This window comes from Streptomyces sp. NRRL S-378, from assembly GCF_000720645.1.
GTDB lineage: Bacteria > Actinomycetota > Actinomycetes > Streptomycetales > Streptomycetaceae > Streptomyces.
In genome coordinates this window covers 1-26,713 of record NZ_JOBX01000010.1, presented here as the reverse complement: position 1 = coordinate 26,713, position 26,713 = coordinate 1, and the positions used below count along the sequence as shown (strand labels likewise).

The 26,713-nt window shown below is 73.0% G+C and carries 25 protein-coding genes; 11 read left to right on the top strand and 14 right to left on the bottom strand.

Features of this window, described 5'->3' with window-relative positions:
• Nucleotides 1-178: 178 nt before the first annotated feature.
• Nucleotides 179-2,152 (bottom strand): GmrSD restriction endonuclease domain-containing protein, encoded by a 1,974-nt coding sequence (locus tag IH80_RS0109185; RefSeq protein WP_234432171.1) that lies wholly within the window; start codon nucleotides 2,150-2,152, stop codon nucleotides 179-181.
• 437 nt (nucleotides 2,153-2,589) lie between these two features.
• Here IH80_RS0109185 and IH80_RS0109180 point away from each other — a divergent pair, with 437 nt between their 5' ends.
• Nucleotides 2,590-2,979, top strand: coding sequence for a hypothetical protein (locus IH80_RS0109180; RefSeq protein ID WP_158943342.1), 390 nt, complete (start codon nucleotides 2,590-2,592; stop codon nucleotides 2,977-2,979).
• A gap of 79 nt (nucleotides 2,980-3,058) precedes the next feature.
• Here IH80_RS0109180 and IH80_RS0109175 read toward each other — a convergent pair whose 3' ends face one another.
• Nucleotides 3,059-3,517, bottom strand: a complete 459-nt coding sequence (locus tag IH80_RS0109175) for a hypothetical protein (protein ID WP_030959100.1) — start codon at nucleotides 3,515-3,517, stop codon at nucleotides 3,059-3,061.
• A gap of 172 nt (nucleotides 3,518-3,689) precedes the next feature.
• On the opposite strand from IH80_RS0109175, the gene IH80_RS0109170 reads away from it, so the two are divergent.
• From IH80_RS0109170 to IH80_RS0109155, 4 genes are all read left to right on the top strand, one after another.
• On the top strand, nucleotides 3,690-4,574 hold the full coding sequence (locus IH80_RS0109170) for a YhjD/YihY/BrkB family envelope integrity protein (protein ID WP_234432170.1): 885 nt from the start codon (nucleotides 3,690-3,692) through the stop codon (nucleotides 4,572-4,574).
• 114 nt (nucleotides 4,575-4,688) lie between these two features.
• Nucleotides 4,689-7,343, top strand: coding sequence for a LuxR C-terminal-related transcriptional regulator (locus IH80_RS0109165; RefSeq protein ID WP_063757265.1), 2,655 nt, complete (start codon nucleotides 4,689-4,691; stop codon nucleotides 7,341-7,343).
• Nucleotides 7,344-7,451: 108 nt separating this feature from the next.
• Nucleotides 7,452-7,649 carry a hypothetical protein gene (locus IH80_RS0109160; protein WP_030662027.1) on the top strand — a complete coding sequence of 66 codons (198 nt, stop codon included), beginning with the start codon at nucleotides 7,452-7,454 and terminating at the stop codon, nucleotides 7,647-7,649.
• 123 nt (nucleotides 7,650-7,772) lie between these two features.
• Complete coding sequence (locus IH80_RS0109155) at nucleotides 7,773-8,231, top strand: DUF7144 family membrane protein (RefSeq protein WP_030959096.1); 459 nt, start codon at nucleotides 7,773-7,775, stop codon at nucleotides 8,229-8,231.
• An 85-nt stretch (nucleotides 8,232-8,316) separates the two neighbouring features.
• Here the strand turns inward: IH80_RS0109155 and IH80_RS0109150 are convergent, their stop codons facing one another.
• Genes IH80_RS0109150 through IH80_RS0109130 form a run of 5 tightly spaced genes read right to left on the bottom strand, consistent with a single transcriptional unit; the run spans nucleotide 8,317 to nucleotide 14,723 of the window.
• Entirely contained in the window at nucleotides 8,317-8,784 is a 468-nt protein-coding gene (locus tag IH80_RS0109150; RefSeq protein ID WP_030959093.1) for a GNAT family N-acetyltransferase, read from the bottom strand.
• Entirely contained in the window at nucleotides 8,784-9,854 is a 1,071-nt protein-coding gene (locus IH80_RS0109145) for a hypothetical protein (RefSeq protein WP_030959092.1), read from the bottom strand. Before IH80_RS0109145 ends, IH80_RS0109150 begins: the two co-directional genes overlap by 1 nt.
• Nucleotides 9,851-11,857, bottom strand: coding sequence for a ferritin-like domain-containing protein (locus IH80_RS0109140; protein ID WP_030959091.1), 2,007 nt, complete (start codon nucleotides 11,855-11,857; stop codon nucleotides 9,851-9,853). Before IH80_RS0109140 ends, IH80_RS0109145 begins: the two co-directional genes overlap by 4 nt.
• Nucleotides 11,858-11,868: 11 nt before the next feature.
• Entirely contained in the window at nucleotides 11,869-13,296 is a 1,428-nt protein-coding gene (locus IH80_RS43610; protein ID WP_051808979.1) for a radical SAM/SPASM domain-containing protein, read from the bottom strand.
• Nucleotides 13,293-14,723, bottom strand: coding sequence for a hypothetical protein (locus IH80_RS0109130; protein ID WP_030959087.1), 1,431 nt, complete (start codon nucleotides 14,721-14,723; stop codon nucleotides 13,293-13,295). The genes IH80_RS43610 and IH80_RS0109130 overlap by 4 nt, the downstream gene beginning before the upstream one ends.
• Before the next feature lie 1,648 nt (nucleotides 14,724-16,371).
• On the opposite strand from IH80_RS0109130, the gene IH80_RS0109120 reads away from it, so the two are divergent.
• Entirely contained in the window at nucleotides 16,372-16,611 is a 240-nt protein-coding gene (locus tag IH80_RS0109120) for a chaplin (RefSeq protein ID WP_030843411.1), read from the top strand.
• Nucleotides 16,612-16,676: 65 nt separating this feature from the next.
• On the opposite strand, the gene IH80_RS0109115 is transcribed toward IH80_RS0109120, so the two are convergent.
• Nucleotides 16,677-17,432 carry a carbonic anhydrase gene (locus IH80_RS0109115; protein ID WP_030959083.1) on the bottom strand — a complete coding sequence of 252 codons (756 nt, stop codon included), beginning with the start codon at nucleotides 17,430-17,432 and terminating at the stop codon, nucleotides 16,677-16,679.
• A 350-nt stretch (nucleotides 17,433-17,782) separates the two neighbouring features.
• Between IH80_RS0109115 and IH80_RS40680 the strand changes: the two genes are divergently transcribed.
• Entirely contained in the window at nucleotides 17,783-18,433 is a 651-nt protein-coding gene (locus IH80_RS40680) for a hypothetical protein (protein WP_051808977.1), read from the top strand.
• Nucleotides 18,434-18,460: 27 nt separating this feature from the next.
• Here the strand turns inward: IH80_RS40680 and IH80_RS0109105 are convergent, their stop codons facing one another.
• Complete coding sequence (locus IH80_RS0109105; protein ID WP_030959081.1) at nucleotides 18,461-19,945, bottom strand: cellulose binding domain-containing protein; 1,485 nt, start codon at nucleotides 19,943-19,945, stop codon at nucleotides 18,461-18,463.
• A gap of 358 nt (nucleotides 19,946-20,303) precedes the next feature.
• On the opposite strand from IH80_RS0109105, the gene IH80_RS0109100 reads away from it, so the two are divergent.
• Nucleotides 20,304-20,579 carry a hypothetical protein gene (locus IH80_RS0109100; RefSeq protein ID WP_030959078.1) on the top strand — a complete coding sequence of 92 codons (276 nt, stop codon included), beginning with the start codon at nucleotides 20,304-20,306 and terminating at the stop codon, nucleotides 20,577-20,579.
• A 73-nt stretch (nucleotides 20,580-20,652) separates the two neighbouring features.
• Here IH80_RS0109100 and IH80_RS0109095 read toward each other — a convergent pair whose 3' ends face one another.
• The 3 genes from IH80_RS0109095 to IH80_RS0109085 form a co-directional block, all read right to left on the bottom strand.
• Complete coding sequence (locus IH80_RS0109095; protein ID WP_030959077.1) at nucleotides 20,653-21,024, bottom strand: VOC family protein; 372 nt, start codon at nucleotides 21,022-21,024, stop codon at nucleotides 20,653-20,655.
• A gap of 48 nt (nucleotides 21,025-21,072) precedes the next feature.
• Entirely contained in the window at nucleotides 21,073-22,116 is a 1,044-nt protein-coding gene (locus IH80_RS0109090; protein WP_030959076.1) for a PP2C family protein-serine/threonine phosphatase, read from the bottom strand.
• Between the two features lie 179 nt (nucleotides 22,117-22,295).
• A complete protein-coding gene (locus IH80_RS0109085) occupies nucleotides 22,296-23,123 on the bottom strand; it encodes a LysR family transcriptional regulator substrate-binding protein (RefSeq protein ID WP_030959075.1) in 828 nt (275 codons plus the stop codon).
• Between the two features lie 58 nt (nucleotides 23,124-23,181).
• Here IH80_RS0109085 and IH80_RS0109080 point away from each other — a divergent pair, with 58 nt between their 5' ends.
• Nucleotides 23,182-23,586: a DUF5997 family protein gene (locus tag IH80_RS0109080; protein ID WP_030843394.1), complete on the top strand. Its 405-nt coding sequence runs from the start codon at nucleotides 23,182-23,184 to the stop codon at nucleotides 23,584-23,586.
• 103 nt (nucleotides 23,587-23,689) lie between these two features.
• Here IH80_RS0109080 and IH80_RS0109075 read toward each other — a convergent pair whose 3' ends face one another.
• Together IH80_RS0109075 and IH80_RS0109070 are read right to left on the bottom strand one after the other, a co-directional pair.
• Nucleotides 23,690-24,265 carry a YdeI/OmpD-associated family protein gene (locus IH80_RS0109075; RefSeq protein WP_051808975.1) on the bottom strand — a complete coding sequence of 192 codons (576 nt, stop codon included), beginning with the start codon at nucleotides 24,263-24,265 and terminating at the stop codon, nucleotides 23,690-23,692.
• A gap of 44 nt (nucleotides 24,266-24,309) precedes the next feature.
• Nucleotides 24,310-24,765, bottom strand: a complete 456-nt coding sequence (locus IH80_RS0109070; RefSeq protein WP_030959071.1) for a DoxX family protein — start codon at nucleotides 24,763-24,765, stop codon at nucleotides 24,310-24,312.
• A gap of 377 nt (nucleotides 24,766-25,142) precedes the next feature.
• Here IH80_RS0109070 and IH80_RS0109065 point away from each other — a divergent pair, with 377 nt between their 5' ends.
• Both IH80_RS0109065 and IH80_RS0109060 read left to right on the top strand, forming a co-directional pair.
• Complete coding sequence (locus tag IH80_RS0109065) at nucleotides 25,143-26,111, top strand: tellurite resistance/C4-dicarboxylate transporter family protein (protein ID WP_030959070.1); 969 nt, start codon at nucleotides 25,143-25,145, stop codon at nucleotides 26,109-26,111.
• 49 nt (nucleotides 26,112-26,160) lie between these two features.
• Nucleotides 26,161-26,595 carry a VOC family protein gene (locus IH80_RS0109060; RefSeq protein WP_030959069.1) on the top strand — a complete coding sequence of 145 codons (435 nt, stop codon included), beginning with the start codon at nucleotides 26,161-26,163 and terminating at the stop codon, nucleotides 26,593-26,595.
• Nucleotides 26,596-26,713 lie beyond the last annotated feature (118 nt).

The window sequence follows — 26,713 nt, the reverse complement described above, 5'->3', positions numbered from 1 at the left end:
CGGTTTTTGGTCTGCTGGCGATATAGCACCTGCATCCATGCTGAACACTGATCTTCTTCGAGTTGGTCACCGATCGGGTAATGGCTGTGGAGCGCAACGAGCGAAGCCTCGGGCTGTTGATCGAGATGTCTGACGTGGACGGGCGGCAGACAGCGTGCACAGCCGTGGCTGCCGTCCGTCACCGGATGCTTTGCAGGAGCGCCCCCGTGGCCGTGACGGTCCAGAACGACCACCCGTTGCGGTTCGGGTTGACGCGCGGGTTGAGAGACCGCACCACGGCTACCGCCGCCCCGCTGGGGGACTCGTACACGCCGCGTCCGGGGCCGGAGGGGACCGTCACGGTGCGGGACGGCGGATCGTAGTAGGCGGTGGTGCGCCGACCTTCGTAGACGGCGTGCAACTCGACGCCCTGCTCCGTGCGCAACGCCTGCACGTCTGCCTTGACCAGTGCGGGCGCGGAGGGATCTTCCGCGATCACGGTCTCGTCGGCGGGCGTCTCGTCGGAGTCCTGGCGGATGGCACCCCCGGCGTAGGCGGGCAGCCCCAGGAGCTCGTTGAGGACGTTGGCCAGCAGGTTCCTGCGCGCAGCCAGGAAGTCGGGGAACCGGTCCAGGGACCGCAGCTCCGGGGTGCTGGGAATCCACTGTTCGGCCAGGCGCTCCGGCGCGACGCCCCCCATGTAGTCGGCGGGCAGCCTGGAGGAGATCATCTTGTTGGTCCGACCGGTGACGAAGGCCAGGTTGGCGAGGCTGTTCCACTCCTCTTTCGCGTAGGTCCCCTGGACCCGGGCGCGAGGGAACACGTGGTGGAACTCGATCCTGGAACCGCTGTTCATCGGCTGATCGTTGATGGCAATGTTCGTCGCCCAGTCCCGCGCCCTGTCCCGCAGCGCGGCGATGTAGAGCAGTTTGAAGAAGGCGTGCGTGGAGTACTTCTGCTCCAGGTCCCTCGGGTGGAGGGCGCTCTCCAGGGAGCGAGGACCGGAGGCCCGGCGGATGAGCTCGGCGAACAGGTCCTCCCCGGCACGGGACCTGATCAGCCGGGCTTCCGCGTCGAGCTTGCCCTCGACCTGCAGTGAGTAGTGGCTGAAGGCCATAGCCGTGTACACCCAGCGACGCAGCAGCTGCGCCTCACCCGGACGCAGCTTGCCGCCCCGATGGTGGAGTAGCAGCGCAGGCACGATCGTGACATTCGGCGAGGAGAGGATCTCGGACCGGGGGATCGAGCACTCGCCTTTCAGGAAGTCGATGGCGAGGCGAAGGGCCCTCTCGGTTGCGTGCCACGCCTCCTTCAGCGCAGTCTCGTCCACCTCCGCTCCGATGAGCTTGATGTGATGGGCGCCGGTGCCCGCGAGGAGGCTCATGAGGCGTAGGACGGCTTCCCTGTTCAGGTCGAAGTCGCTGTCCCGCAGTTCCTGGTGAAAGGTATCCATGGTATCCAGGCCGGCGGACCAGCGGGCCGCGATAGCGCTGTACACGAGATCACCTTTGGACAGCCGCCGGCCGCCCTTGTTCAGCCGGGCGAAGAGCTCGGCGACCTCCTCGTAGTCGTCGGACTCATAGGTGATGACGGCGATCTGGTGAAATCGGATGTTGTTCACCTTCTGCAGCCGCTGCATCCAGCTGCCGAAGTCCGGGTCGTCGGGTGACACCCCGGCCTTGTTGAGGACCGGATAGAACTGCACGTTCTCCTGCAGGAGCGTCGACACCGGGATCAGGAGCGGATCCTTGCGTTGCACGGCGCTCGGAGTCACAAATTCCTCGGTACGCACGTCGAAGCGCAGGTCTATGTGCCGACCGTCGGCCTTCGACTGCGGGCGGTAGACCCAGGCGAGGGAGGTCAGCCGTTGCTGTCCGTCCAGCAGATAGAGGGGCTGGTCCGCCGTTTTGTCGGTCTGGACGACAGCGGCAGTTTTGAACGGGACGTTCAGGCCGGTCTTCCACAGCAGCAGGGCACCCACCGGATAGCCCCGGTAGAGGGAATCGAAGAGATCACGTACATCAGGCCGCATCCAGACGAAGTCGCGCTGGATGGAGGGAATGACGATCGTGCCTCGCAGCAGGTCCTCGACCTGGGAAATGATCTTTTCGTTCGCCAGTCCCATGCCGCCCCCAGCACTCAGGTGATCCGTCACAGCCACGGTAGCCGCCATCCGGGTACGGCCGACCGGTTTTGGATCTTTGCGCTAGTCCAAGCAACGCATGGCCCGACCGGTCTCGATGTCCCGCAGGGCGCTGCGGGAAGACCGTTCTGTCGTGTCGTCGTTGGATCGCAGCAGCCGAACCCCTATGAAGTGCCTCTTGCTCGCACGTGACCGTCTCCACCACGTCCAGCCCTTCGGCGAGGATGGTCGTGTCAGCTGTCCTCAGGGTTGCCTTAACGGAGGTTGGCGGACACCAACCGGGACAACCCCCGCCGTCAGGTCCGGCTGTCCTTCCTCGCCGGCTGACTCGACCGCCGAGGGGGGCGCCGGGTGGGCGCAGGGTGAAGACGTGTCCATCATGACAGGTCAGAGCGGGTTTTCGTAGGATCAAGGGCACAGTCGATTGTCCTTGTTCGGGCCCCTGTGCGGCTTTCAGAATCATCGTCATGACTCACACGGCGCACATCAGTCACGACGCGATACTCCGAGCACAAGTGGCCCTCTACCACGTACACCCGACGGCCCGGGAGGAGGTCGCCGCCTACCGAGTGCTCGCCCAGGTGAGCCCACTGGCGTATCTGCCCCTGCTGGCCCACGCCTTGTCCATGTACGTCATGCACGAGTTCACCGACCGACCCGAGACGGCCCTCGCGCTGCGGGCCGAAGCGGTCGACGCGGCACGCCGCATGCACTCCCTGGAAGCCGGAAGGGAGCCGCTGCTCATCAACACGCTGAAGTCCTACCGGGTACAGCTGGAACGCATGGGACGGCAGGAAGAGCTCTCCGCGGTGGAGGAGGAGATCGCCGTCCTGGAAGGCGGACAGCGGGCGCCGTAGCGGGACGTCGGGCGGGCGGGGGAGCGGCGGGCGCGGCGCGGGGGCCGGGCGGGAAAGCCGCCCGGCCGCGGCCCGGTCCTCACCAGCGCCAGGTGAGGGTTGCGCCCTCCGCCACCCCGGACCAGCGCTCGGCGGCACGGTCGAGCGCCGCGCAGGCCAGGGCGACCTGATGGTCGTCCAGCGGGCTCCGGCCCACCCCCCGGCCTTCCGTGCTCAGGCCGGACCAGACCCGGTAGGCCCAGTTGACGGAGAGCTCCGCCCGCATCACGGCCTCACCGCCGCGTCGCAGGATCTTCATCCCCGACCGGCGGTGGCGGGTCGGGGCCGCCCTCTCGAACCCCTCGAAGGTGGCGCCCCGCGCCATGGCTCCCCAGAACCCGTCGGTGATCGCGAGCGCGCTCTCGACCGCCGCGTGCACGAGGTCGTGCGGCATGGTCGGACCCGTCGCCTGGGACATCAGCCGCACGTCCGGTCCGCGCCGGTCGCGGACCTCGAGGTCGTGCCGGTTGTCCGGGAGCTTCCGGAAGATGATCTCCATCGGTCCTTCTCTCAAGGGGCTCGGCCTGGATCGTAGGCGAGGAGCTCCGGCGACCGCGCTCCTTTTCCGCGCGGGCGGCCCCGCCGACGTGCCGGACACCCGGCGCTGACCCATCCTTCTCATGGAGGGCAACCGCAGCCGACAGGCGCCGTCCGCGGAAGGAGCCGTCACCGTGTCGGAACCGCGTGACAAGCCGCCCCGCTTCACCATGCCGGGCTGGATGCGCAAGTACACGCCGTTCCTGGGCCGGATCCTCGAACAGTTCGCCCGCGTCAACCTGCTGGACTGCGCGACCCGGCTGGCCGCGCAGGCCTTCCTCGGTGCGATCCCCGCCCTCTTCGTCATCGGGGCCCTCGCACCCGACTGGATGCGCAAACAGCTCGTGGACACCATCAGCGGGACCCTGGGCCTCACCGGCCCGGCACTGGACCAGATCCGCTCGGTGGTGCAGAACAGCGGCGAGGACACGACGACCCTCGCGAGTACCGGAGCGGTGGGTGTCGTGGTCACCCTGCTGTCCGCGACCGCCTGCAGCCGCGCACTCCAGCGAACCTGCGAGCGCGCGTGGCACCTGCCGAAGGCGGGCGCCCGGCTCGCAGCCTGGCGCTGGGTGGCCTGGCTGCTGGTCTGGCTGACGGCCCTGCTGTTCCAGGGGCCCATCCAGCAGGCGTTCGGGGCCGGCCCCGTCCTCGGCGCGGTCGTCGCGCTGATCAGCGGCATCCTGCTGTGGTGGTGGACCCAGCACCTCCTGCTCGGCGGCCGGGTGGCGTGGCTGCCCCTGCTGCCCGGCGCGGTCCTGGTCGCGGTGGGGGCGAGCCTTATCAGCTGGGGCTCCCGGTTCTACATGCCCCGCGCCATGAACCACAGCCTCCAGCAGTTCGGCGGCCTCGGGCTCGTCTTCGTCGTCCTGTCCTGGCTGATCATGTTCTTCGTCGTCGTCACCATGGGCGTCGCCCTGGGATACGTACTGGCCCACGAGTCCCAGCTGGCCCAGCACCTGCGCACTCCCGACGACCCGCCGCCACCCCGCAGAGAGCCCGCCCCCACCCCGCGGTGAGCCCGCCATCCCTGCGCAGCGCCCCCGCACCTCCCCCGGACGGGGTGACACGAGTGGTGATCACGACCGTTCACGGCTTGAGTGGAGGCTGTGGCCCGACCGCAGAGCGATCCGATGCTCACGGCCCGATTCACCGCACCGGCCGTGCCGAAGACCCTCGTCCACCGGCCCGAGCTGCTCAGACGCCTGACGGCCGGGGTACGGGGCCCGCTCACCCTGATCAACGGTCCGGCCGGCTCGGGCAAGACGGTGCTCACCGCCCACTGGGCCGCGGCCGCCCGTCGCGCTCCACGGCCCCCCTTGTGGCTGACCGTCGAACCCGACGACGCCCCCGGCGTCTTCTGGGCGTACGTCCTGGAAGCCCTGCACCGGGGCGGCGTCGAGATACCCGCAGCCGTGGGCAGGCCGACCCGCGCCGAGGGGGTGACCCAGTCCTTCCTGGTCCGCCTGGCGGCGGGGCTGGCCGAGTCCGCGCAGCCCGTGGTCCTCGTGCTCGACCAGTTCGACACGGCCCAGCCGCCCGCCATGACGGACGGACTGGACTTCGTCCTCCGGCACGCCGCCGGAGGACTGCGCATCGTGCTCACCAGCCGCACGGACTCCCTGCTCCCGCTCCACCGTTACCGGGCTGCCGGGGAGATCGCGGAGATCCGGCACGCCGACCTCAGGTTCACCCACGCGGACGCCGAGGCCCTGCTGGGCGAGCACCGGCTGGACCTCTCACAGGACGGCATCCGGCTCCTCATGCAGAGGACGGAAGGATGGGCCGCGGGGGTGCGGCTGTGCGCCCTCGCGATGCAGCGCAGCCCCGACCCGGAGACCTTCGTCCGCCAGTTCGCGGCCGACCGCACCACGATCGCCGACTACCTGCTGGGGGAGGTCCTCGACGCGCAGCCGCCGGACACCCAGGACCTGCTGCTGCGCGTCTGCGTGACGGACCGCGTCCACCCCGACCTCGCGGACGCGCTGACCGGCCGCGACGACGCCGCCCGGACGCTCGCCGGTCTGGCCCGCGACAACGCGTTCCTGGAGCAGGTCGACGCGTCGACCTGGTACCGGCTGCACCCCCTGTTCGCCGAGGTCCTCCGCGCCCACCTGCGCCAGCGTCACCCGGGACTCGAGCAGCAGCTGCACGCGCGGGCGGCACGCTGGCTCGCCGGCACCGGCCGGCTCACGGAAGCCGTGGTCCAGGGCGCGGCCGCCGGTGACTGGCCGTTCGCCGCCGGGCAGCTCGTCGACGCCCTGGCGATCGGCCGGCTGTTCACAGGCCTGGAGGCGGAGCAGCTCAACCGGGCGTTCGCACCGCTGCCGGCCGAGGCTGAGGGCGCGGCCCCCGCACTGGTCGGCGCGGCCGTCCGGCTCGTCGTACAGGACCTCCCCGGCTACGAGGACGCGGTGCGGCGCGCGGACTCCCAGCTGGGCCCCGGATCCGGCGCGGCCGCCCGGCTCAGCCGGGCCTTCCTCGGGGTGCTCGCCGGCCGTGCGACCGGCGACCCGGTGGCCACCGAGCGGGCGGCGGCCGACGCCGAGCGCGTGCTCGGCGAGCTGCCGGCCCCGCTGGTCGCCGCGCACCCGGAGGTCCGCGCCCTGTGCCTGGCGGCCCTCGGCGCGGTGCGGCTCGGCGCCGGACGGCTCGACGGCGCGCAGAGCGCCCTCACGGCCGCGGTCGAGGCCTGCGGAGGACCTGGAACGCGGCCGGGAACGGAGCCGGGCACGGCATCGGGAACGGAACTCGCGGCGCTGTACCCGCCGCTCTGCGACGCGCTCGGCTCGCTGGCCCTCACGGAACTGGTGCGCGGCCGGCTCCGGCAGGCCGCCGCACACGCCCGGGCGTCCCTCGCCGTCGCCGAGCAGTCGGCCCTCCCGCCCGAGCGCCGGTCCGGTACCGCCCACCTGGTCCTGGCGGGTGTCGCCCTGGAACAGGACGACCTGCCGGCTGCCCGCTCCCACCTGGACCTGGCGACCGCGACCGCAGCCGCCGGGCCCCGCCCCGAACCCGCCGTCGCGGTGGGGGCCGCCGTCATCGGCTCCCGGATCGCGGCGGCCGAGGGCGACGCCGAGGCCGCGCTCGCCCTCCTCACCGGCCCGCGGCCGGCGGGGACGGCACTGCCGGCCCGGGCCTGGGCGGCGGACGAGCTGGCCGTGGCCGCATCGGCCGCGCACCTGGCCGGCGGTGACGCCGCCGCGGCCCTGCGCGTGCTGGACGCCGCACCGTCCGGGCGGCCCGAGCACGCGCTGGCCCGCGCCCGCGCCCTGATGGCGGCCGGTCGTGCCGAGTCCGCCGCGCGGGAGCTGGCGGCCCTGCCCGCGGACGGCGGCCTCACGCTGCCGGTCAGGGTCGGCGCGTGTCTGCTCAGGGCCCGGATCGCCGCGGCCGGCGGCGACACCGCAGAGGCGCACCGGAGGCTGGCCGAGGCCGTGGAGCTCGCCCGGCCGGAGGGGCTGCGCCGGCCGTTCGCCGAGGGCGGGCCCTGGGTGCGCCGGAACCTGCGGGAGGCCCCCCGGCCGGTACCGCCCCGCGGCAGTCCGGTCGGCCGTCGCGCCGGCACCCCGGCAGAGGGTCCGCCGCCCGTGGTGGAGGCGCTCAGCGCGCGGGAGACCGACGTACTGCGCCAAGCGGCACGGATGCTCTCCACGGAGGAGATCGCGGCCGAGCTGTACGTGTCGGCCAACACGGTCAAGACCCACCTGAAGAGCATCTACCGCAAGCTCGGCGTCACCCGGCGCAGCGACGCCGTCCACCGGGCACAGGACATCGGTCTGCTCTGACGCCCGGCCCTCTCGCCCGTACCGGGCGATGCGGGGCGCCGGGACCCGGGCCGATGATGGCAGCGCAAGGCACCTGAAGTCTTCCTTCGGAGAGAAGTGAGTGCTCTCATGCGCTACGAGTTCCGCATCTCGGGCGTCGTGCCGGACACACTCGCCGCGAACTTCCCCGAGCTCGACCGGATCCCGGTCCGCGAGCAGACGCTCCTCCTCGGCATCGTGGCGGACGAGGCACACCTGTACGGGCTCCTCACGCGCTTCCAGTCCCTGGGCCTGCGGGTGCTCGAAATGCGCCAGGTCCCCGCCTGACGCCGCACCCGTCCCCGACCCGGAAGGGAGGACCACCCGCTTCGGGTGATCACGAGAAGCCGTCGGCCGGACGACACTGCGAAGTGTGCCCGGCGCGGTACCGCCAACTGTGAGGTGAGTTCGATGGGCCAGTCGACACCGACCGGGGGAAATTGGAATACCGGCCCCGCGCCGGGCACCACACCGCTGTCCAGCGGCGGCGACGGAACCGGAGGGGCGGTCGGCACGTTCTTCGCCGCCGTGCTCCTCGTCGTGACCGGATGCCTCGCGATCTTCCAGGGCATCGCGGCCATCGCCGAGGACGACGTGTACGCCCGCCTCGGCAGCTACGTCTTCGAATTCGACCTGACGGCGTGGGGCTGGATCCACCTCATCGTCGGACTCGTCGTCGTCCTGACCGGAGTGGGCCTGTTCCTCGGCTCCAACGTGGCCAGGGGCGCGGGCATCGCCCTCGCCGGCCTGAGCATCATCGTGAACTTCCTGTGGCTGCCCTACCAGCCGTGGTGGTCGATCATCATCATCGCGATCGACGTGTTCATCATCTGGGCCCTGTGCGCGAGCTGGTCGCAGAAACCCGCGTGACGCAGCCCGCGTGACACGAGGGCGCGGCGGCACCCGGTCCGGTCGACCCGGACCGGGTGCCGCCGCGCGCGGCCCCGGCCGGTGCTCAGGCCAGGGTGAGGTGCACCTCGTCGATCTCGCCGTCCCGGGCCCGCGCGAAGCCCCGCCCGTGCCCGGTGACGACGAAGCCGCACTTCTCCAGCACCCGGATCGACCCGGCGTTGTCGGCCGCCGCGTGGGCGTGCAGCGGACGGGTGCCCTCCAGGCCGACCAGCGCCGCGAGCGCCGCTGTGGCGATGCCGCGGCCCCAGTGCTCCCGGCCGATCCAGTACGTGACCTCCCGCTCGTCCGGCGGCCCGTACACCGCGGCGTGCCCCACCACGTCGTCATCGGCCAGCACCGTGCGCACCAGGACGCCGGGGTCCGAGCGGACCCGCGCCCAGTGGCTCTCGAAGAGCACCCGGTCGTAGTGGTGGTCCCGGGTGACCGCGGCCACGTGCCGCGCCGCCGGGTCGGAGAGCTGCTCCCAGAAGGCGGGCAGGTCACTGTCGCGTACGTCGCGGAGGGAGATCATCAGGGTGCTGGCTCCTGTGCGGGCTCGGGGACGGCACGGTCCGGTCGACCCGGAAGCGTACCCGCCGCGCCGCCCCGCAGGGCCCGGCGCATCGCGTCGATCTCGTCCCACCAGTCCGCGGAACCGAAGGCCGCCGGGTACAGCCGCAGACAGGTGCCCAGATGGTCGTGGAAGGCCGCCCGCAGCCGGTTCGTGTAGTGGGCGCACAGCGCACGCGCGGACGTGCCGGCCGCGGCCGCGTCGATCACCGCAGCAGCCAGGATCGCCGTACGCAGCGCCTGCGCGGTGCCGGTGCCGCTGATCGGGTCCTGCCGCAGGGCGCCCGCTCCGACGACCAGCAGGCCGCCGCGGCCCGCCACGGGCGGTACCGCCGGGGCGAGATGGACCCGGGGCGCCGCGGCCAGGGCCACCGCGGTACCGGGCGGTCGGCGCAGCCGGGTCCCGAGCGCGGACTCGGCCAGCAGCCGTGCGAGCAGCCCGGCCGGATCCCCGGCCGGCCCGGGCACCATCGCCTGCACCAGGCACACGTCCCTGCCGAGCGGCGTCAGGTGGAGCCAGCCCAGTCCGGTGCAGTCCAGCCGGGCCGTGTCCTGGTCGCGCGGGCGCCGCACGGGAGCGGTGCCGGCCAGCAGCCGTCGGCGTCCGGCCTGTTCGTGCGCGGCCCGCTCGCCGGGGGTAGCCGTCACCGTCCACGCGGGCGGTTCCCCGGAGAGGTCCCCGGCACCCAGCCGCTCCCGCATCCGGGCGGCCAGCACCGCACCGTCCACCGACCGCCCGGGCTGCGGGAACCGGGCCGGTGACGGCCCCGCCCCCCACCGCGCGTGGCGGTGGGTGAGCGGCCAGCCGCCGTCGAGCAGCCCGTCGCCCCAGAGCCGGCCGACGAGCTCCAGGGTGGGCCCCGTCAGCAGGAGGGGCCGCGCTCCGGCCCCCGCCCCGGCCGCCCCCGCGGGCTGCGCGGGTGGCGCGGGCGGCCGGGGCGGAGCCAACCGGACCCGGTGTCCTCGGTCGGCGAGCAATCGCGCGCAGGTGAGTTCCGCGAGCCCGGAGCCCGCGACCTCGACGAGGGTCACCCGCCGCCACCGGGCAGGCCGGACGGGGTCTCGGTGCGCTGCGGCACGCCCCCGTCGAGCCGGGCGAGGAGGGCGATCAGCGATTCGGTGTCGGTCTGGTGACGGATGGCCATCTCCCGGACCGACCGGTTCCCGAGCACCCCGATCGCCTCCCGCGCCCGCTCCGCCGCCGCCGACGCCTCCCGAACGAACTGGCCGTCGGCCCAAGGGACTTCGGCGTTCTCGAGCGCAACCGGCCGCGGCCGGAGCATGGGCGGCAGGGTGAACCGGGGACCCACCCCGCGCGCCGCGAGCTCGTGGTTGGTCTCGTGCATGTTCTGCATCACGAGACGGCTGCGCCGCATCAGCTCACCCCCCGCCGTGTCGCGTCGCGCGAAGGATTCCCGGAGCGTCCCCATCAGGAGCGCGTAGCCCTCGTCGCTGCGGTTGAGCAGCTCCAGGTCGGTCTCGTCCGTGGTCGTGGTGGCCAGCGGTCGCAGGAACTGCTGCTCGGTGAGGCCGGCCAGGTGGCGCTGGACGGCGCGGAACCGGTGCCAGTGGTCGTTGCCCTCGTCGATGATCAACTTGATCAGGTGGGTGAGCCGGTCGGCGTCGTGGAACCGGTCCCCGTGCTTCACCAGGGCCGCGTGCAGTTCGACGTACATGCCGTCGACGGTGCTCGGATCGTCGGAGTCGGCGCTGGAGCTCTGACTGGGGGCCTCCACGTCCACGAACCACTGCAGCCGCTGGAGCGTCAGTGGCTCCAGGCCGAACCGGTGCACCGTCTCGCGCTTGATCTCCTGCGCACGGTCCAGGACCGGCCGCCGGCCGAGCATGTCGAGCGCCTCGTTGACCCACCGCAGGTGCCGCATCTCGTCCACGGCGACCGAGAACACCTCCTGACCTGCGGCATGGGCGCGGCGGGTCAGCTCGTCGGCGCTGGCCGGCAGCCGCATCGGAGCGTTCAGCGAGTAGTGCGCGTACAGGTACTCCACGCACAGCGCGTGCTCCACACCGGCCAGTTCCGTCAGCTTGTCGGCCACCTGACCGGGCGTCATCCCGTCGGGGTCGCCGCTGCGGCCGGCGCGCGCCGGCCTCGGAGCGTGGGCGCGCCCCTCGACGTCCGGCTCGGGCTGCTCGCGGTCGTCGAGGACGACGGGGAGGACGTTCCAGTCACGCACGAGGTCCCCGTAGGTCAGCTCCAGGTCCGTTCGCTGCGAACCGATGTCGCTCGACTTGTCGGGGGCGGGGGGCTCGCTGCGGTCCCTGCGCAGGAAGTTGACCTCCGGGACGGACCCGTCCGCGCTGCTGGTCACGTCCGGCTTGGAGGCCGCCCAGTAGTAGCAGCCGCAGTCGCGGAAGTCGTACTGCCACGGTGCGCACAGGCTGCGGGTCAGCTCACCGGGCAGGTAGGCCGAGGGCTCGATCACCCCGTCGTCGTCCAGGTAGCGGGCCCTGTCCGCCACGAGCAGGGCGACCTCCACCTCGTCGTTCCCGCCGCGCCGCACGTACCCCCGGCTGTTGAGCCGCAGGTCGTTGAGTTCGCGCACCTCGTCGAGGGGCGGGCCGGGGTAGTTGCGGTCGGGCAGCGGCCCGACCAGTACCGCGATCCGCCCCGGCAGCAGGTCGTGGACGCGCCGCCACACGTCCAGGCCGTCCATGCCGGTGCAGTCCACCGTGACGGCCCGTTCCTCGGTCTGGTCCACGGTGGTGCGCCCGCACAGGGCCCGTACGTACAGCGGCCGGAGGTCGTCGCTCACGTCGGCGTCGACCAGGCCCTCCGGGAACGGGAGGCCGCCGGCCGCGGACAGGACCCGGGCGCCTTCGGAGCGGTGGAAGTCGACCCGCAGGCCGGGGAAGAAGGCGGTGTCCAGGTTGCGCTGGTCGAATTCCAGACCCGGGAAGCAGTTGTCGACGCCGCTCTCCGGCCGGCTGCCGGACGGATTGCCTCGTACCTGGTAGTCGGCGCGGGCGGTGAGGTTGCGGGGGAAGAACTTCCCCGCGGGGGGTGGGAGGTCGGGCATGGACGGCTCCTTCAGACGAGGCCGGTGGCCCCGGCGGTGGTGGCGGCGGACTCTGGGGGCAGCCGGAAGAACTCGGGCGCGGCCTGGGACAGTTCGACGTAGGCCCGCAGACAGAAGGCCAGCCAGCCGCGGATGTAGTCGCAGCCGGGCCGGCCGCGCCGGCTCACCTCGTGGTAGCAGCCGCCCCCGCACAGGTACCGGGCCCAGCAGGAGCGGCACGGCTCCGCCCGGTCGACGTGCCCGGTCGCCAGATGGCGCCGCCGTGCATCCCCGTCCGGTCCTTCGGCGACCGAGCCCATCGCGAAGGCCGGATCGTCGACGAGCCGGTGGCAGGCGTACAGGCCGCCCTCGGCCGAGGCGCTGAGATAGCCGGCGCCGGCGCCGCACGGGTACGGCCGGTGGGTGCCCCGGTGCAGCTCCCGCATGGCGGTCAGGAAGTTCCCGAAGGGGTAGCTCCGGCCGGCCGACAGTTCGCGCAGAGCGCGCTCCCCGCACTCCACCATCTGTTCCAGGAAGCCGTCGAAGGCCCGCGCGGTGACCTCGTACGCGGGGTCGGGGGCGCTGACCACGGCGGCGAAGCCGACCTCGTCGAAGCCGAGACCGATGCCGTGCTCCAGCACGTCGACCAGCCGTCCGGTCTGCGGGGTGACGCTGACCCGGGCGGACAGGTGGCGCGGGCGGCCGTGCCGGGTCAGTACGTCCAGGCCGGCACGCAGCCGGTCGTACGCGCTGGCGCCGCCCGGCGCTCGCCGCAGTGCGTCGTGCCCGGTCCGGTCGCCGTCGAGGCTGACGGTGACGGTGAACGGGTGCGCGGCGAACAGCCGGGCGTCCTGCGGCCGCACGGTGGTGAGATTGGTGGTGAGGGAGAACCGCACAGGGTTGCCGGCCTCGGCGGCGGCCCGCGTCGCGTACCGGACCACGTCGTGCACCAGGGCGCGGGCGAGGAGCGGCTCGCCGCCCATGAAGCCGACCACCACGTCCGCCCCGGGTGCCGCCTCCGCCAGTAGCCGGTCGACCGCCGCGCGGGCGGTGTGCCGTGGCATGGAGCGGGCGGATCCGCCGAAGCGCCCCTCGTCGGCGTAGCAGTGCCCGCAGCTCAGGTTGCACGCCTGCATCACGTTGAGGGAGAGCGAGGCCAGCGGCGGAGGTTCGGCGGGCGTGCCGTCGATCCGGGGCCGTGACCACAGCGGAAGGCCCAGGTCCCGGGCGAGGTCCGGCAGGGAGGCGTCCGGTGCGGCCGTCCACCGTTCCAGCCGGCCCGCGAGCGGCTCGGGCAGGTCGTACACGCGGCTGCCGTCCGCCACGAACAGGTGGGCACCGTGGGCGCTGCGGAAGACCTTGGCCTCCGCGGAGACCGGGGGCGGCCCGGGGACGGGCCCGGGGCGTCCCTCCGGTGGGGGATCCGGGGGCCGCCGGCCGATCTGGAGCAGTACGGTCACGACTCCGGCTCCGTGTCCTCGCGCAGCTTCGCGGCCCAGCGCACCAGGAGGTCGTACTGCCGGCGCGTCAGATGCATCGGGTAGGCGTCGGAGCCGCGCATGTTGCTGGGCATCTGCCGGTCGTAGAACCGCGGGGAGTCCAGGGTGATGCCGCCCTCGCCGCCCGCCCGGGCGGGTGCGCGGACCTGTCTGCGGATCAGATCGGGCTGTTCCCGGATCATGTCTTCCAGCACCTCCAGGGCCACGAACCGGCGATGGCGGCGCCGTCCCCGCTCGGTGAGCCCGAGCAGCAGGCCGAGCAGGGGCTCGGGGGGATCGAAGGTCATGGCGCGGGCGTCGGCCGGCGCCAGGTCCAGGTAGCCGGCCAGGCCCGCGTTCTCCGCGGCCGACCGCTCGTTCTGGACGTCCACGTTGACCGCGCCCATCGTTTCCAGGACCCGTTCGAACAGGTCGCGCACCTCCTGGGCGGTCTGCTTCTCGTCCTCCAGGTAGTCGGGCCGGTGGACGTCCGCGCGCTGGACGCGGTCGGCCAGCCCGTCGGCCAGGGAGACGAAGGGCCGGCGGTCCGGGGAGAAACGGGGCGGAGCCGCCACGATCCGTGCGGTGGCCGTCAGCCCGGCGGCCGGGAGCGACACGGTCACGGTGCCGTCGCAGACGTCGTCCACGAGGCCGACGCTGCGCCACCCGTTCTCGGCACCGGCGAAGAGCAGACCGGGGGTGGTCCGGAAGTCGGCGCTGCCGACCCTGAATCCACACCAGGCCGCCTCGGGGTTGAGGATCAGCCGCTCCACCGGAGGCTCGTAACCGCTGGCGGGGTCGAGGCCCCGCGGGCCGTAGACGGCCCCCACCCCCGGGGTGAACCGCAGCCGCAGTTCGGGCAGCTCGGCATTGGGCGCGGGGAGCTGGACGGAACCGAGCGGCAGGACCTCCCCGGCCGGGACGAGGGGCCGATCGGCGTCCTGCGGCGACCGCCCTTCGAGGACGTGCCGCCGGTGGTCGTCGCCGCTCAGCGAGACCAGGGCCTCGATCCGGTCACCGTCCTGCCGGGTGATGTGGTGCGCCTTGAGGTTCGCGACGGAGACCTCCCAGCGGACGTCCTCCGGACGCAGTCCGGAGCGCGTCAGCAGCTCTTCGGTCACCGGGCCCGTGCCGGACTCCCCGTCGATGGTCCATGCGCCGTGCACCTCGAAGTAGGGGCACACCGGCCGCCAGCCGACGTCGTCCTTGAACTGCACCCGTTCCGAGGGGCGCTCGCTGAGATTGCCGTCCTCGTCGAGGTCCAGCGTCAGGTCCGGCAGGACGGTGGTCTTGCCCGTGCCGCGCGGTGTGAGGTCGCTCGGTCCGTAGCGGTAGTTGTCGCAGGGTACGGGGGAGGGGCCCAGACGGGCGAAGGCGAGGGGTGGCTGGAGCCAGAGTCGTTCGATCACCGGCAGCTCCTCGTGATCGGTACGGAGGGGAAGGTGCACGGCGCGACATGACAGCGCTGCGTGATCGAAACTACAGTACTCGTGACTATGAGTCACCGATCGACGCGTGCGAGGGCGCGGCGGCCGGCGTGTCGAGCGCGGCCCCCGCAGGCCGCCCGGCACCGCAGCCCCTCCCCGCCGGACACCGCCGCCCTCCCTGGCTCGGTGAAGTGGCGGGGTGAGGAACGGAGTTGACCATGCTCTGCGCGGCCCCCGCGTCACGTCCCGAGGGCCTGCCCCAGGGTGAAGGAGCCGTCCGGGTCCACCTGCTCCTTGATGTCGACGAGCCGCGGCCAGTGGGCGCCACAGTGCCCCGCAGTACGCAGTACGCAGTACGCCAGTCCGGCCGGTCCGGCCCGCCACCCGGTCGTCGCCCCGCCCCACGGGTACGGGGTGAGCCCCCAGCCGTCGGGACGCCGCTGCCCGGCCGGCGGTCGAGCCGTGCGAGGCCGGCGGTGACCGCCTCGGCCGGCGGCGCGCCTCGACGGTGAAGTGCGTGCGTACGGCGCACACCTGCGCCAGGCCGGGCCGCACCGTCGCGCTCTGCCGGGCGGAGTACGCCGTGAGCGCCTCACGGTGCTCGTCCAGCGGCAGTACCAGCACCAGGTGCCCGCGCGGTTCGACCGGGTCCTCGGGTGCAGTGTCGAACGCGGTGCGATCAGGTCGCCGGAGGCGATCCAGGGACCGCAGTTCTCGCACGGGCCGGCGCACCCGTCGGCGGGGCACACCGGGCAGCCGTCGTACGCAGACGTCCGTGAAGGACTCGCCCGTGCACGGCGCGTAGCGCAACAGCACCTGCCGCAGGCGGAGTTGGCCCCTGCCGTGCAGCCGCTCGAAGATGTGCCGCACCCGCCCGGACCGTCTTGACGTACCGGTCGCCGAAGCGGGCGAACCCGTCAGGCTCGATGCCGGCAGCGGCGAGGGTCCCCTCGGCCTGCTCGGCGGAGCGGGTGCCGCTCCCCCGGCCCAACTCCCCGTCTCCGCCCGGTCGTCACGATGTCGTTCTGCGTCGGGTACACGCCCGACCCGAAGAGCACGTCGCCGCCCGCGGTCCGCAGGTCACCGCTGGCGGTCGGACCGGACGGGACGCCAACGTCCGCTCCGTCGGGCCCTCTTGGTGGTGGTGGGGTGGCGAAGCGGTGGGTGAGGAGATCCTTGGGGGAGGAGACCCGGCCGCGGGCCCACGGCACGAGGAGTCGCGTTGCCCTTGGGCACCGGGTCCTTGTTCCAGGAGCAGGGTGTGGTCGGCGAGTTCGGGTGTGTCTGATTTCTCGGTGGTCAGTGCGAGTGCCAGATGCGCCGGCCCCGTGCCGATCGCCGGAAGGTCGGCGTCCCGGTCGGTCATGCTTTCCCCTCGATCACGGTGATCCCACGCGTGGACAGGGGTCCCGTCGGCCGGTGAATCCGGGCCGGGGAGCGGCACCTGTGCGGTGCGGGAGGAGCGGCGGGCGCGGATACCTCCAAACGGAGGGCGCGGGGGACACCTCTTCGAGGGAACGGGGCCGTCCGGACTTCGGTCGGCGGTGGTCGGCTGCCGAAGAAGGAGAGGCGGCCCCCCTCGGGGCCGTGCGGTGCTCCGGCACCGTCCTGCACGACAAGGAGATTCCACGTGTCGCGTGTTTGGAAGAGTGCGGGCCTCGCCCTGGTGATGGGCCTGGCGGTCATCGGCGGTGCGTCCTCGGCCTCGGCGGACTCCGTCGCGGAGGGCTACGCGGTCGGCTCGCCGGGCGTCCTCTCGGGCAACGTCGTCCAGATCCCGATCCACATTCCGATCAACGTGTGCGGAAACAGCATCAACCTGATCGGCGCGCTCAACCCCGCCGCGGGCAACACCTGCATCAACACCTGAAGGTCGTAGTACCGCGCCCGTCCCGGCCGGACCCCCGGCCGGGACGGGCCGTACGTCGGCGCGGGTCAGGACAGGGTGCGTACGTGCTGGTCGCGCAGCTCGTAGCGGGCGGCGACCACGGCCAGTTCACCCGTCGCCACCTTCCCCGCGAGGTCGGGTTCGGCGGCCAGGCGGCGGCGGACGCCGCGCACGTGCGCGTTGACCGTCGCGTCGACCCGCGCCTCGCCGTACTGGGCGCGGTCGATGGACGGCCGTATCTGATCGGCCAGGTAGCGGATGTGAGCCGGGAGCTGTTCGCCCGTCTCGTCCGCGTGGACCGCCGCGGCGACGGCACCGCAGGACTGGTGGGCCAGTACGAGCACCAGGGGGACGCGCAGCTCCAGCACCCCGTACACGATGCTCCCCAGCACGGCCTCGTCCAGCACCTCGCCCGCCGACCGGACGGTCAACAGGTCTCCCAGCCCCTGGTCGAAGACCAGTTCGGGTGAGACGCGCGAGTCGACGCAGCCCAGCACCACCGCGAACGGGTGCTGCCCCTGGACGAGCCTGCGGCGCAGGGACGCGGACTCGTGCGGGTGTTGCTGGTGCCGGGTCCGCCAACGGTGGTTGCCGGCCGCCAGGCGGCGCAGCGCCTGCTCGGGCGTGCGGACGGGTTCGGCGCCGTCGAGGTCCCGTGAGGGTGTGGAGGCGGCGAGGGCCGGAGCGGTCGGGCCGAGCGCCAGGCCGGCCCCCGCCGCAGTGGCCGTGCCGACGACGGCGGTGCGCAGCAGGGCGCGTCGACTGGGCGGTACGGCTGCATGAGTTCGCGGGTTCGGAAACATGGGCGGACGGTAACCCGGCTTGCCCGCAAGGGAATTGCCCCGAAGGGCACATGGCGCGATCCCTCGGGAGCCGGTCCGGATGGCGGCGGCCGCCCCCCACCGCGCCGCGCGGTCGGTGCGTTCCCGGCGGACGGCCTGTGCTCTGTGCGGGCGGTACCCGCGGTCCGGCACCGGTCAGGCTGCCCGCCCGTGCCTCGTGGCCCACGGACACCGCGCCCGGAGAAGGCGCACGGCGGCACGGCGCGCCGGCGCGGTGTCCGTGCGGGAGGAGTTGCCCGCGGCGGACCCCCGTCCGGCCCCGCCTCCTGCGGCGTGCGAGGCTTGCCCGGCACCCGGAAGGAGATCACACGATGCACACCCCGAGCCGGCCCGAAGACCTCGACCACCCCGAGCTGTTGTGGGCCAGGGCCGCCATCATGGCCATGGTCGACGCCGCCTGTTCCACCGGCACCGAGTTCGCCCTCGACGAGGACGGTCTGTGGTGCCACAGCACCGGCGCCGGTGGCTGGTGGCGCTTGAGCGTGTTCGACGGGGGACGCGCGGTGTTCTGCGGCCAGGACCCCGACGGCAGCCACACCCACGTCGGCGGCGAGCAGATCGACTTCCTGGCGGGCGGGCCCGACTGGCTGCCCTGGGACCTCCTGCGGGACGACGCCGACGGCAACCTCTTCGGCTTCGTCTACTGGTGGGAGGACGACGCCTGGCACCGCATCCCCTACCCGGAGGAGGTGCGCGAGGACGGGCTGGAGGGAGCCGCCCCCTGGGTCGGCTCGCACGAGGAGTTCCTCGGGCTCACGGCCTCCTCCTTCGAGGGCCCCCACGTACACGTGCGGGCCCTCGCCGAGCTCGTCGACCGGTTTGCGGTGCTCGTACGGGACGGCAAGGCCGACGCGGACGCGGTGACGGCCCTGCTGACCGCGCCCGGTACCACCGAGGGCCGCCCCGCACCGCGCGTCGACGTGGCACTCGACATCGCCACGCGTGCGGGCATCCTGGCCTGATCCGGCCCAGGACGGCCAGGACGTCCGCTACTTGAGGGCGGCGAACGCCCTGGTGAAGGCGAGCGGCTGCTGGAGGATCGAACTGCAGGTGGCGTCCGCGTGGTTGACCGCTCCCGCCGCGCACTGCTTGTCGCGCGTCGAGGACCACATGGCCAGCCTTCCGATGCCCTTCGACGCCGCGAACTCCACCAGCTGCGTCGCGTCCGCCACGGTGAAGATCTCGCTGGTCACGTCATTGACGCCGATCATCGGTGTGACGGCCACGGCCTTCCACGCCGCCGCGTCGGAGAGCCCGAGCACACCCTTGATCTGGGCCTGGGTGGCCGTCGCGGCCTGGATCGCGTACTGCCCCATGTCCCCGCTGTACGCCGGACCGTAGTCCATCGCCATGATGTTGACGGCGTCGACACGGACGCCGTTCTTCCGGGCGTCGGCCAGCAGAGCCACGCCCGGCTGGGTGAGGCCCTCGGGCATCACGGGCAGCGTGAAGGCCACGTCCAGACCCGGGTGGGACTTCTGGAGCTTGGCGATGGCCTGCGCACGGCGCGCGTTCGCGGCGGTGTCCGGCAGGGCCGCACCCTCGATGTCGAAGTCGACCTTGGTGAGCTTGTAGTGGTCGACGACCTTGCCGTAGGCGGCGGCCAGTTCGTCCACGGTGGCGCAGTTCAGGGCGAGTTCGTGCCCGGCGGCACCGCCGAAGGACACGCGGACGTCGCCGCCCTTGGCGCGCAGTGCACCGATCTGGGAGGCGACCCTGTCGCTCGCCAGGTCGGTGACGCCGCCCCACAGCGGTGCGCAGCCGCCGCCGGAGGTGATGAAGGCGAGGTGGAACTCCTTCACGCCGGTCTGCGCCGCGGTGTCGAGCAGGTCGTACGCGGGGTACAGCGAGGTGTCCACGTACGGGGCGAAGCGGGCGCCACCGCCGACCGGGGCGGGGGCGGTCGCCGTGGGGGAGGGCGAGGCGGTCCGGGTCGGCGCGGCGGAGGTGGGCGCCGCGGTCGGAGCCGTGGTCGGGGCGGCGGTGGCGGTGGGACGGGCGGTGGGGCGCCCGCTCGGCTGGGCCGTCGCGCCTTGGTCCACGGAGCACTTCACCCCGTTGATCCGGCAGCCCGTGGGGTCGCCCGGGGCGCCGGAGCCGCTCGCGACGAAGCCGACGGTGACGGAGGCGCCGGCCGCCAACTCCCCGTTCCAGCCGGCGGGCTTCACGGTGACGTGCCGGTCCGCGACGGTGTGGGTGCCGTTCCAGAGCGAGTCGATCTTCGTGCCGGCCGGCAGGTCGAACTCCAGGGTCCAGCCGGACCGGGCCTGGCCGGAGCTGTTGGTGATGACGTACTGCCCGGTGTAACCACCGCTCCAGGAGCTGGACTTCGTGTAGACGGCCCCGACGGAACCGGCGTGGGCGGTCCCGGTCAGCGCGAAGGCCGCACCGCCGATCACCGCCGCCGCCACGATCGCGCCCGTGACCCTCGCCGTACGACTCGTCCTGCGCCGGTGACCGACTGTGCTGCCCATGTGCGTGCCTGCCTCTGTGTTACTGGGGAGTTGGGGTTGCGGGCAGCACGCTAGCCGCACCGAAACGGACATTCGTTCGTTTCGGTGCGCTCCTGATGAGCCTTAGGTTCCGCTTAAGGAAGGGGAAAGCGGGACATCAGGAAGCGGCGTTGCGGGGCTGCGGCGGACCACAGGACGCTCGGCGAGGCCGGGGACCCGCGTGATCAGGCACGCGTGAGCTTCCTGCCGGAGCTCGGCGAAGTTTGACCCCCAGGCACGTGTACCGAAGGTCGTCTCCGAGATGTCTGCGGTGTGCGGCGGTGCCGCTGGTCGTACGGTGGAGGGGGGCACGGAAACGACCGCGTGCGAGGTGTGTTCCATGCGAAGGCCCATCCGAACCGCCGGGGTGCTCACCGGCCTGATCCTGACGCTCGGCGGCATCGCCGCCGCGGCCCCGGCCGCCACGGCGGACATTCCCGCCTGCACGCAGATGGCCGCCCAGGCCGGAACGGAAACCACCGACGCCGTCACGGCGGCCTGTGGTCGCGGTGTGGTCGGAGACCTCCAGGGCTGCGTGAACGGCCTCACCGAGGCCGGGGTCCCCGGCGGCGCCGCCGCCGGCGCCTGCCGCCAGGCCGCCCTGGAACCCCGCTAGGGGCCGTACGCCGGCTTGATGTGGGAGCAACGAGAGCCGGCCCAAAGGGTGTTGGGCCAGGGGGCGGTGGGCGTCAGCCGTGGGTCGCGTCGATCACGCAGAAGCGGTTGCCCTCCGGGTCCGCCAGGACCACGAAGTCCGGGTCCTCCGGGTAGGAGTCCCACTCCACGTGCCGGGCCCCCAGGGCCACCAGGCGTGCCACCTCCGCCGCCTGCTCGGCCGCGTCCGCCGCGTACAGGTCGAGGTGGACGCGGGGGCGCTCCTGAACGGGCGTGGTGCTGCGCCCGAGCGCCAGCCCGGGCCCGCCGCCGTCGGCCGGGACCAGGACGGTCCAGCCTTCGTCCACCTCGCCGTCGCGGGGTACGTAGCCCAGCGCCCCGGACCAGAATTCCGCGGCCCGCCGCACGTCCGCGGCGCCCATGACGATCGTCCCGATGGTCAGCATGATCCGATTCTGGCAAACCCCGGACGGCGTGCACCGGCCGGGAGCGGATCAGGGCGGTGCGGTCCGCCGGACCGCGACCATCGCGGCGTCGTCGTCCAGGGTGTTCCCGGCCGCATGCGCGAGGAGGTCGCCGCACAGGTGGTCCAGGAGGGCCTGCGGGGGCATGCCGCCGCACGCGGCGACGCGCTCCGCGAGGGGGTAGAAGGTGCCCGCCCGGTCGCGGGCCTCCAGAACGCCGTCCGTGTACAGGAGCAGGACGTCTCCCGGCCCGAAGGGGAAGGTCTGGGCGGTGACGGTCGAGCTCACGAGCCCGGCGAGGCCCAGCGGCGGCGGATGTCCGCAGCTGACCAGGCGCAGCACCGGCTCGTCGTCGGGAATCTCCAGCACGGCCGCGGTCACGAAGCTCTCGCCCTGGTCCCCGCCGTCCAGGTCCGCGGAGACCGCCGCCTCCAGGTAGTCCACCAGGCCGGTCAGCTCGGTCTCCTGGTGGGCGGAGGCCCGGAAGGCGCCGAGGACGAGCGCGGCGTCCCCGACCGCCTCCAGGCCCTTCCCGCGGACGTCGCCGATGATCAGCCGTGTCCCCGTTCCCGTACGGGCGGCCGCGTACAGGTCGCCGCCGATCCGGGCCTCCGCCGCCGCGGCCAGGTACAACGAGGCGACGCCCAGCGGGCCGATCCGGTCGCGCAGCGGCCGCAGGACCACCTGCTGGGCGGTCTCCGCCACCGTGCGCAGCTGCACCATTTCCTTCTCGTGCACTTCCCGCAGGTGGGCGAAGAAGGTCACGAAGACCGAGATCATGATGAGCGCGATGATCTGGAAGGTGTGGTTCAGATCGGTCAGGCTGGTGCGCGTCGTCGAGACCACCACCTGGGCCAGTACGGCCACCAGCCCCACGAAGGCCGTCATCCGGGGTCCCGCGAACGAGGCCGTCATGGCGGGCGCGGCAGCCAGGAACGGCCCCAGGTGCACCTCGGGCGGGGCCAGGACGTCGACCACCGTCACGACGGCGATGAGCGCGAACGGGGCCACCAGCTGCGCGTGGCTCGCCTGCCGGGACCGGTGGTGACGCGTGAGCGGCGGCCGGAGATCCATCCCTCCTGCATACACCGGGAGGCGATCGGGATCCCCGAGGCCAGGCCGTCGGCGGACCGTCCGGTCCCGACGGTTCAGCCCGGCACCACGGCCGACGAGCCGACGAGCCGCTATCGTCAGCCCGCCCGCGGTGGTCCGCCCCCGAGGTCCCGGCCCGCCGGGACGGCCGCGTCGCGGGCCTACGGGCGCTTGCGCGGCTTGCCGCTCCTGGCGCCGCTGCCGCCCTTGGCTCCGCCGGAGCCGCCGCGCTGGTTCTTCCCCGCCGACTTCCCGGAAGCGGACTTTCCGCCCCCGCCACCGGTCCCGGTCCCGCGCCGCGCACCGGCGGCGCCGCCCTTGGCGGTGCCCGCCTCGGGGCGCTTGCGCTTCGCCTTCGGCTGGGCGGGGGTGGGCTGACGGCCCCGCGTGCTGTTCACCGTCCGGCCGCGGACGATCCCGATGAACTCCTCCACCAGATCGGGCGTCGGCTCCGCCTGCGGCCACGACAGCGCGACCCGCGACGTGGGCGCGTCCGTGACCGTCCGGTAGGTGAGGTCCCTGCGGTGGTGCAGACGGGCCAGGGACTGGGGCACGACGAGTACGCCCACGCCCGCCGCCACCAGCTCGATCGCGTCCGCCGTCGTGGCGGGCCGCTCGATCGCGGGCTGTCCCGGCAGCTTCTCCCAGTCGAGGGTGTCGTCGAGGGGCTGCCACACGACCTCGTCGGCGAGGTCCTCGGTGGTGATCTCCTCTGCGGCCGCCACGACGTGGTCCTTGGGGACGACGACCACCGTGGTCTCGGTGTAGAGGGGGATCGCGCTGAGGTCCGTACGATCGACCGGGAGCCGGACGAATCCCGCATCGGCGTCACCGGCGCGCAGGACGCCGAACACCTCGGCGGAGGAGACCTGGGCGAGGGTCAGCGGGACGTCGGGCAGCCGCTCGTTCCAGATCCGCACCCACTTGGCAGGGGTCACGCCGGGGACATAAGCGAGCCGGAACGATTGGGGTACTTCCGAGCCTGTCACCCCGCAAGGTTACCGGGCGTGGTCGGAACCCGTGCACACGCTCGATACCCTTGACCTCATGACGTCGCACCAGAACACCCAGACGATGAAGCCCGCGACCGCGGCGAAGAAGCTGGGCGTGTACCTCGAGGCCACCCCCGCAGAGTTCCAGGAGGGTGTCGTCTCGCGCAGTGAATTGAGTGCGCTCCAGGCCGACCCGCCCCAGTGGCTCCAGGAGCTTCGCCGCAACGGTCCGCACCCCCGCCCGGTGGTCGCCTCCAAGCTGGGCGTCTCCATCGCCGGCCTCGCGCGCGGCGGAGTCACGGAGCCCCTCACCACCGAACAGATCGAAGCGCTGAAGCAGGAGTCCCCCGAGTGGCTCCAGCGGGAGCGGGCCACCCAGGCCGAGGTCCGCAAGGAAGCGGTGCGGATCAAGGAGCGGAACGCGGAGCGGGCCGAGAAGGCGCGCAACGAGGAGTCCTGACCCGCTGCGGTCCGGACTTCCGTCGGGCCCGGCCTCCCCCGCGGGGGAGGCCGGGCCCGACGCCTTGTTCCGCCTCGTGCGGATCAGCGGCTCCGCGCCCGGCTCATTGCGGGGCGTCGCCCGCCAGCAGCCGTACGGCCCGGTCCAGCCGGGCCCGCCTGGTCTCCGGCGTGAGCGCCTGGAGCAGCGGCAGGGCCACCAGGTAGCGCCCGGTCCGGTCCAGCGCCTCGAAGGCCGCGCGGGCCTCGGGGCGCGCTTCGAGTGCCGCCGCGAGGTCCTCCGGCACCCCCGCCGTCCGCTGTGAGGCGTAGGCCCCGCCCCAGCGGCCGTCGGCCTGCGCCCTTCGTACCTCCGCGAGCCCGGGCTCGCGCATCCGGCCCGCGGCGGTCAGCTCCGCGACCTTGTCCACGTTCACCTGCGACCACAGGCTCCGCGGTCGCCTGGGCACGTACTTCTGCAGGTAATGGAGCTCGTCGAGGGAACGCCGCTGCCCGGAGATCCAGCCGTAGCAGAGCCCGATGTCGACGAGCTCGCCATCGGTGACCGACGGGATGCCGGACTTCTTCTTGGCGAGCCGGATCCACACCCCCTCCTGGCGCGTGTGGTGCTCGGCGAGCCAGCTCTCGAACGCCCCGGCGTCCGGGAAGCCGACGATCTCCACCCCGTCGATGTGGTCCATGGGCCCCAGGCTAGCGGCCGGCCGCCCGGCGAAGGACCGATTCCTCAGGCGGTCACGGTCTCCGGGCGGGTGTCGTCGCGGCGCCCGGTGGAGCCCGCAGTGCGCGACGCGAACAGCGAGTCCAGCGCCAGCGCGCCGGGCCCGGTGAACACCAGCAGCAGGAAGGCCCAGCAGAACATGGCGGAGGCCTCGCCGCCGTTCTGCAGCGGCCACAGCGCATCGGGCTGGTGCACCGTGAAGTACGCGTACGCCATGGAACCGGAGGCGAGGAAAGCGGCCGCCCGGGTGCCCAGACCCAGGAGGACCAGGCCGCCGGCCACCAGCTGGATGGCCGCCGCGTACCAGCCGGGCCAGGTGCCGGCCGCGACGGTGCCGCCGCCGTGGGCGCCACCGAGGACGCCGAAGAGGGAAGCCGCCCCGTGCGAGGCGAAGAGCAGGCCCGTGACGATGCGGAACAGGCCGATGGCGTAGGGCTGGGCGTGGTCGAGTCGTGCGTTCATGGGGGGAGGCTCCTGCGGTGGGGGACGGGGCCCGAAGTGGTGCCGGACGTGGAGTGACGTGAGCGAACGTGATCGAGCGCGAGCGAGCCAAAGGTTAGGAAGGCCTAACAAGGCGTGACAAGCGCGAGTTCCGGCCAACCGCCCGCGGAGATGACGGCGGTGCGACGGCGACGCCGCAGGCGAGGGGGGACCCGCGGACCCGCCGGTCCGTTCCCCTGTGACGGACCGGCAGGTCTTCGTCCCGTACCGAGCCTCGAACCGGGCAGCACCCCGGTCCGGGCACCGCGCGCATTCTGTGGATCTTCCGTGCGCGAGGTTCGGGGGCCGGTCGGACCAGCCCGCTGGCGGTCCGCCGACCCGTGGGGTCCGCTGGAGGGGTGAGCATCCTCCCCGGCGCGGGCTGGTGGGCCGGGCTCCCGCCGGCGGCGGGAGCCGCCGTCCTGGCCACGGGCATCATCTCCGTCGCGCTGCACATGACGGGACACGAGACGTCGTCGCTGATCGCCCTGGTCATCGCCGTCGCCCTGTGGCTCGTACTCGCCTTCGACTTCACGGCCCGGCTGATGGGCGACCGCGGGCGCTTCCATGCCGAGGCCGACACCCCGGCCGCCCTGACGGCCGTCGCCGCCACCACGGTCATCGGCACCCGCCTCTCCCTGCTCGGCCTGCAGAACGCGGCCGCCGCCCTGCTCGCGCTGGCGGCTCTGCTCTGGCCGGGCCTTCTGTTCAACGTTCTCGGGCACTGGCGCCGGCGCATGCCCGGAGGCGCCTTCCTCGGCTGCGTGGCCACGCAGGGGCTCGCCGTCCTCGCGGCGGTCCTCGCCGCGGCCGACGGGGAGACCTGGCTGGCCCGGGCGGCGCTGGCCGCCTTCTGCCTCGGCCTGCTGCTGTACGTCGCCGCGCTCTTCAGGTTCGACCTGCGCGAGGTGGTGGGCGGCGCGGGCGACCACTGGGTGGCCGGCGGGGCCCTCTCCATCTCCGCCCTGGCCGGCTCCAGGCTCACCGCGTCATCCGTATGGTCGGGTTCGGCGCACACGGCCCTGCGCACCGTCACACTCGTCACGCTCGCCCTGTCCCTCGCCTGGTACGCCGTCCTCCTCACCGCCGAACTGCGCCACCCCCGGCCGCGCTACGACACCCGGCGCTGGGCCACGGTCTTCCCGCTCGGCATGACGGCCACCGCCTGCCTCTCCGTCGCGGGCCCGGCCGGCATCGCATGGCTGGTGCCGCTGGGGGAGGTCCTGCTCTGGATCGCCGTGGCCGCCTGGCTGTTCACCGTCGCCGTCCTGGCCACCTCCCTCCTGGCCGCCCGGCGCCCGGCCCGCCGGGAGAGCCCGCCGCGGTGAACGAGCCCTTCCTGTGGCGGGGCCGACGCCCGGTCAGTAGGGTCCCGGCATGGCGTACACGTTCCAGGTGACCATCGACTCGCCCGACCCGCACCCGCTCGCCGACTGGTGGGCCGACGCCCTCGGCTGGGAAGTGGAGCCCAGCGACGAGCAGTTCATCCGCGGCCTGATCGCCGCCGGGCACGCGACCGACGACGACACCACCACCCACCGCGGCACCCTCGTCTGGAAGACGGGCGCGGCGATCCGGCACCCCGACGGCCTGGAGGGCGCTCCCCGCATCCTCTTCCAGCTCGTCCCCGAGGCCAAGACCGTCAAGAACCGGGTGCACCTCGACGTGCGCACCGGTGACGACGACCCGAAGGACCTGGTCGAGCGCCTCGTCGCCAAGGGAGCGAAGCACCTCCACGAGGGCCGCCAGGGCCCCAGCACCTGGACCACCCTCGCGGACCCCCAGGGCAACGAGCTCTGCGTCTCCCACTGACCGCCGCCGAGCGCTGGTGGGACGCGCCGCGCCCGTCCCACCGGGACCGTCGCGTCCCACCCTGCCCCCGCCCCACCGGGACCGTCGCGTCCCACCCGGCCCCCCGCCCCACCGGGAC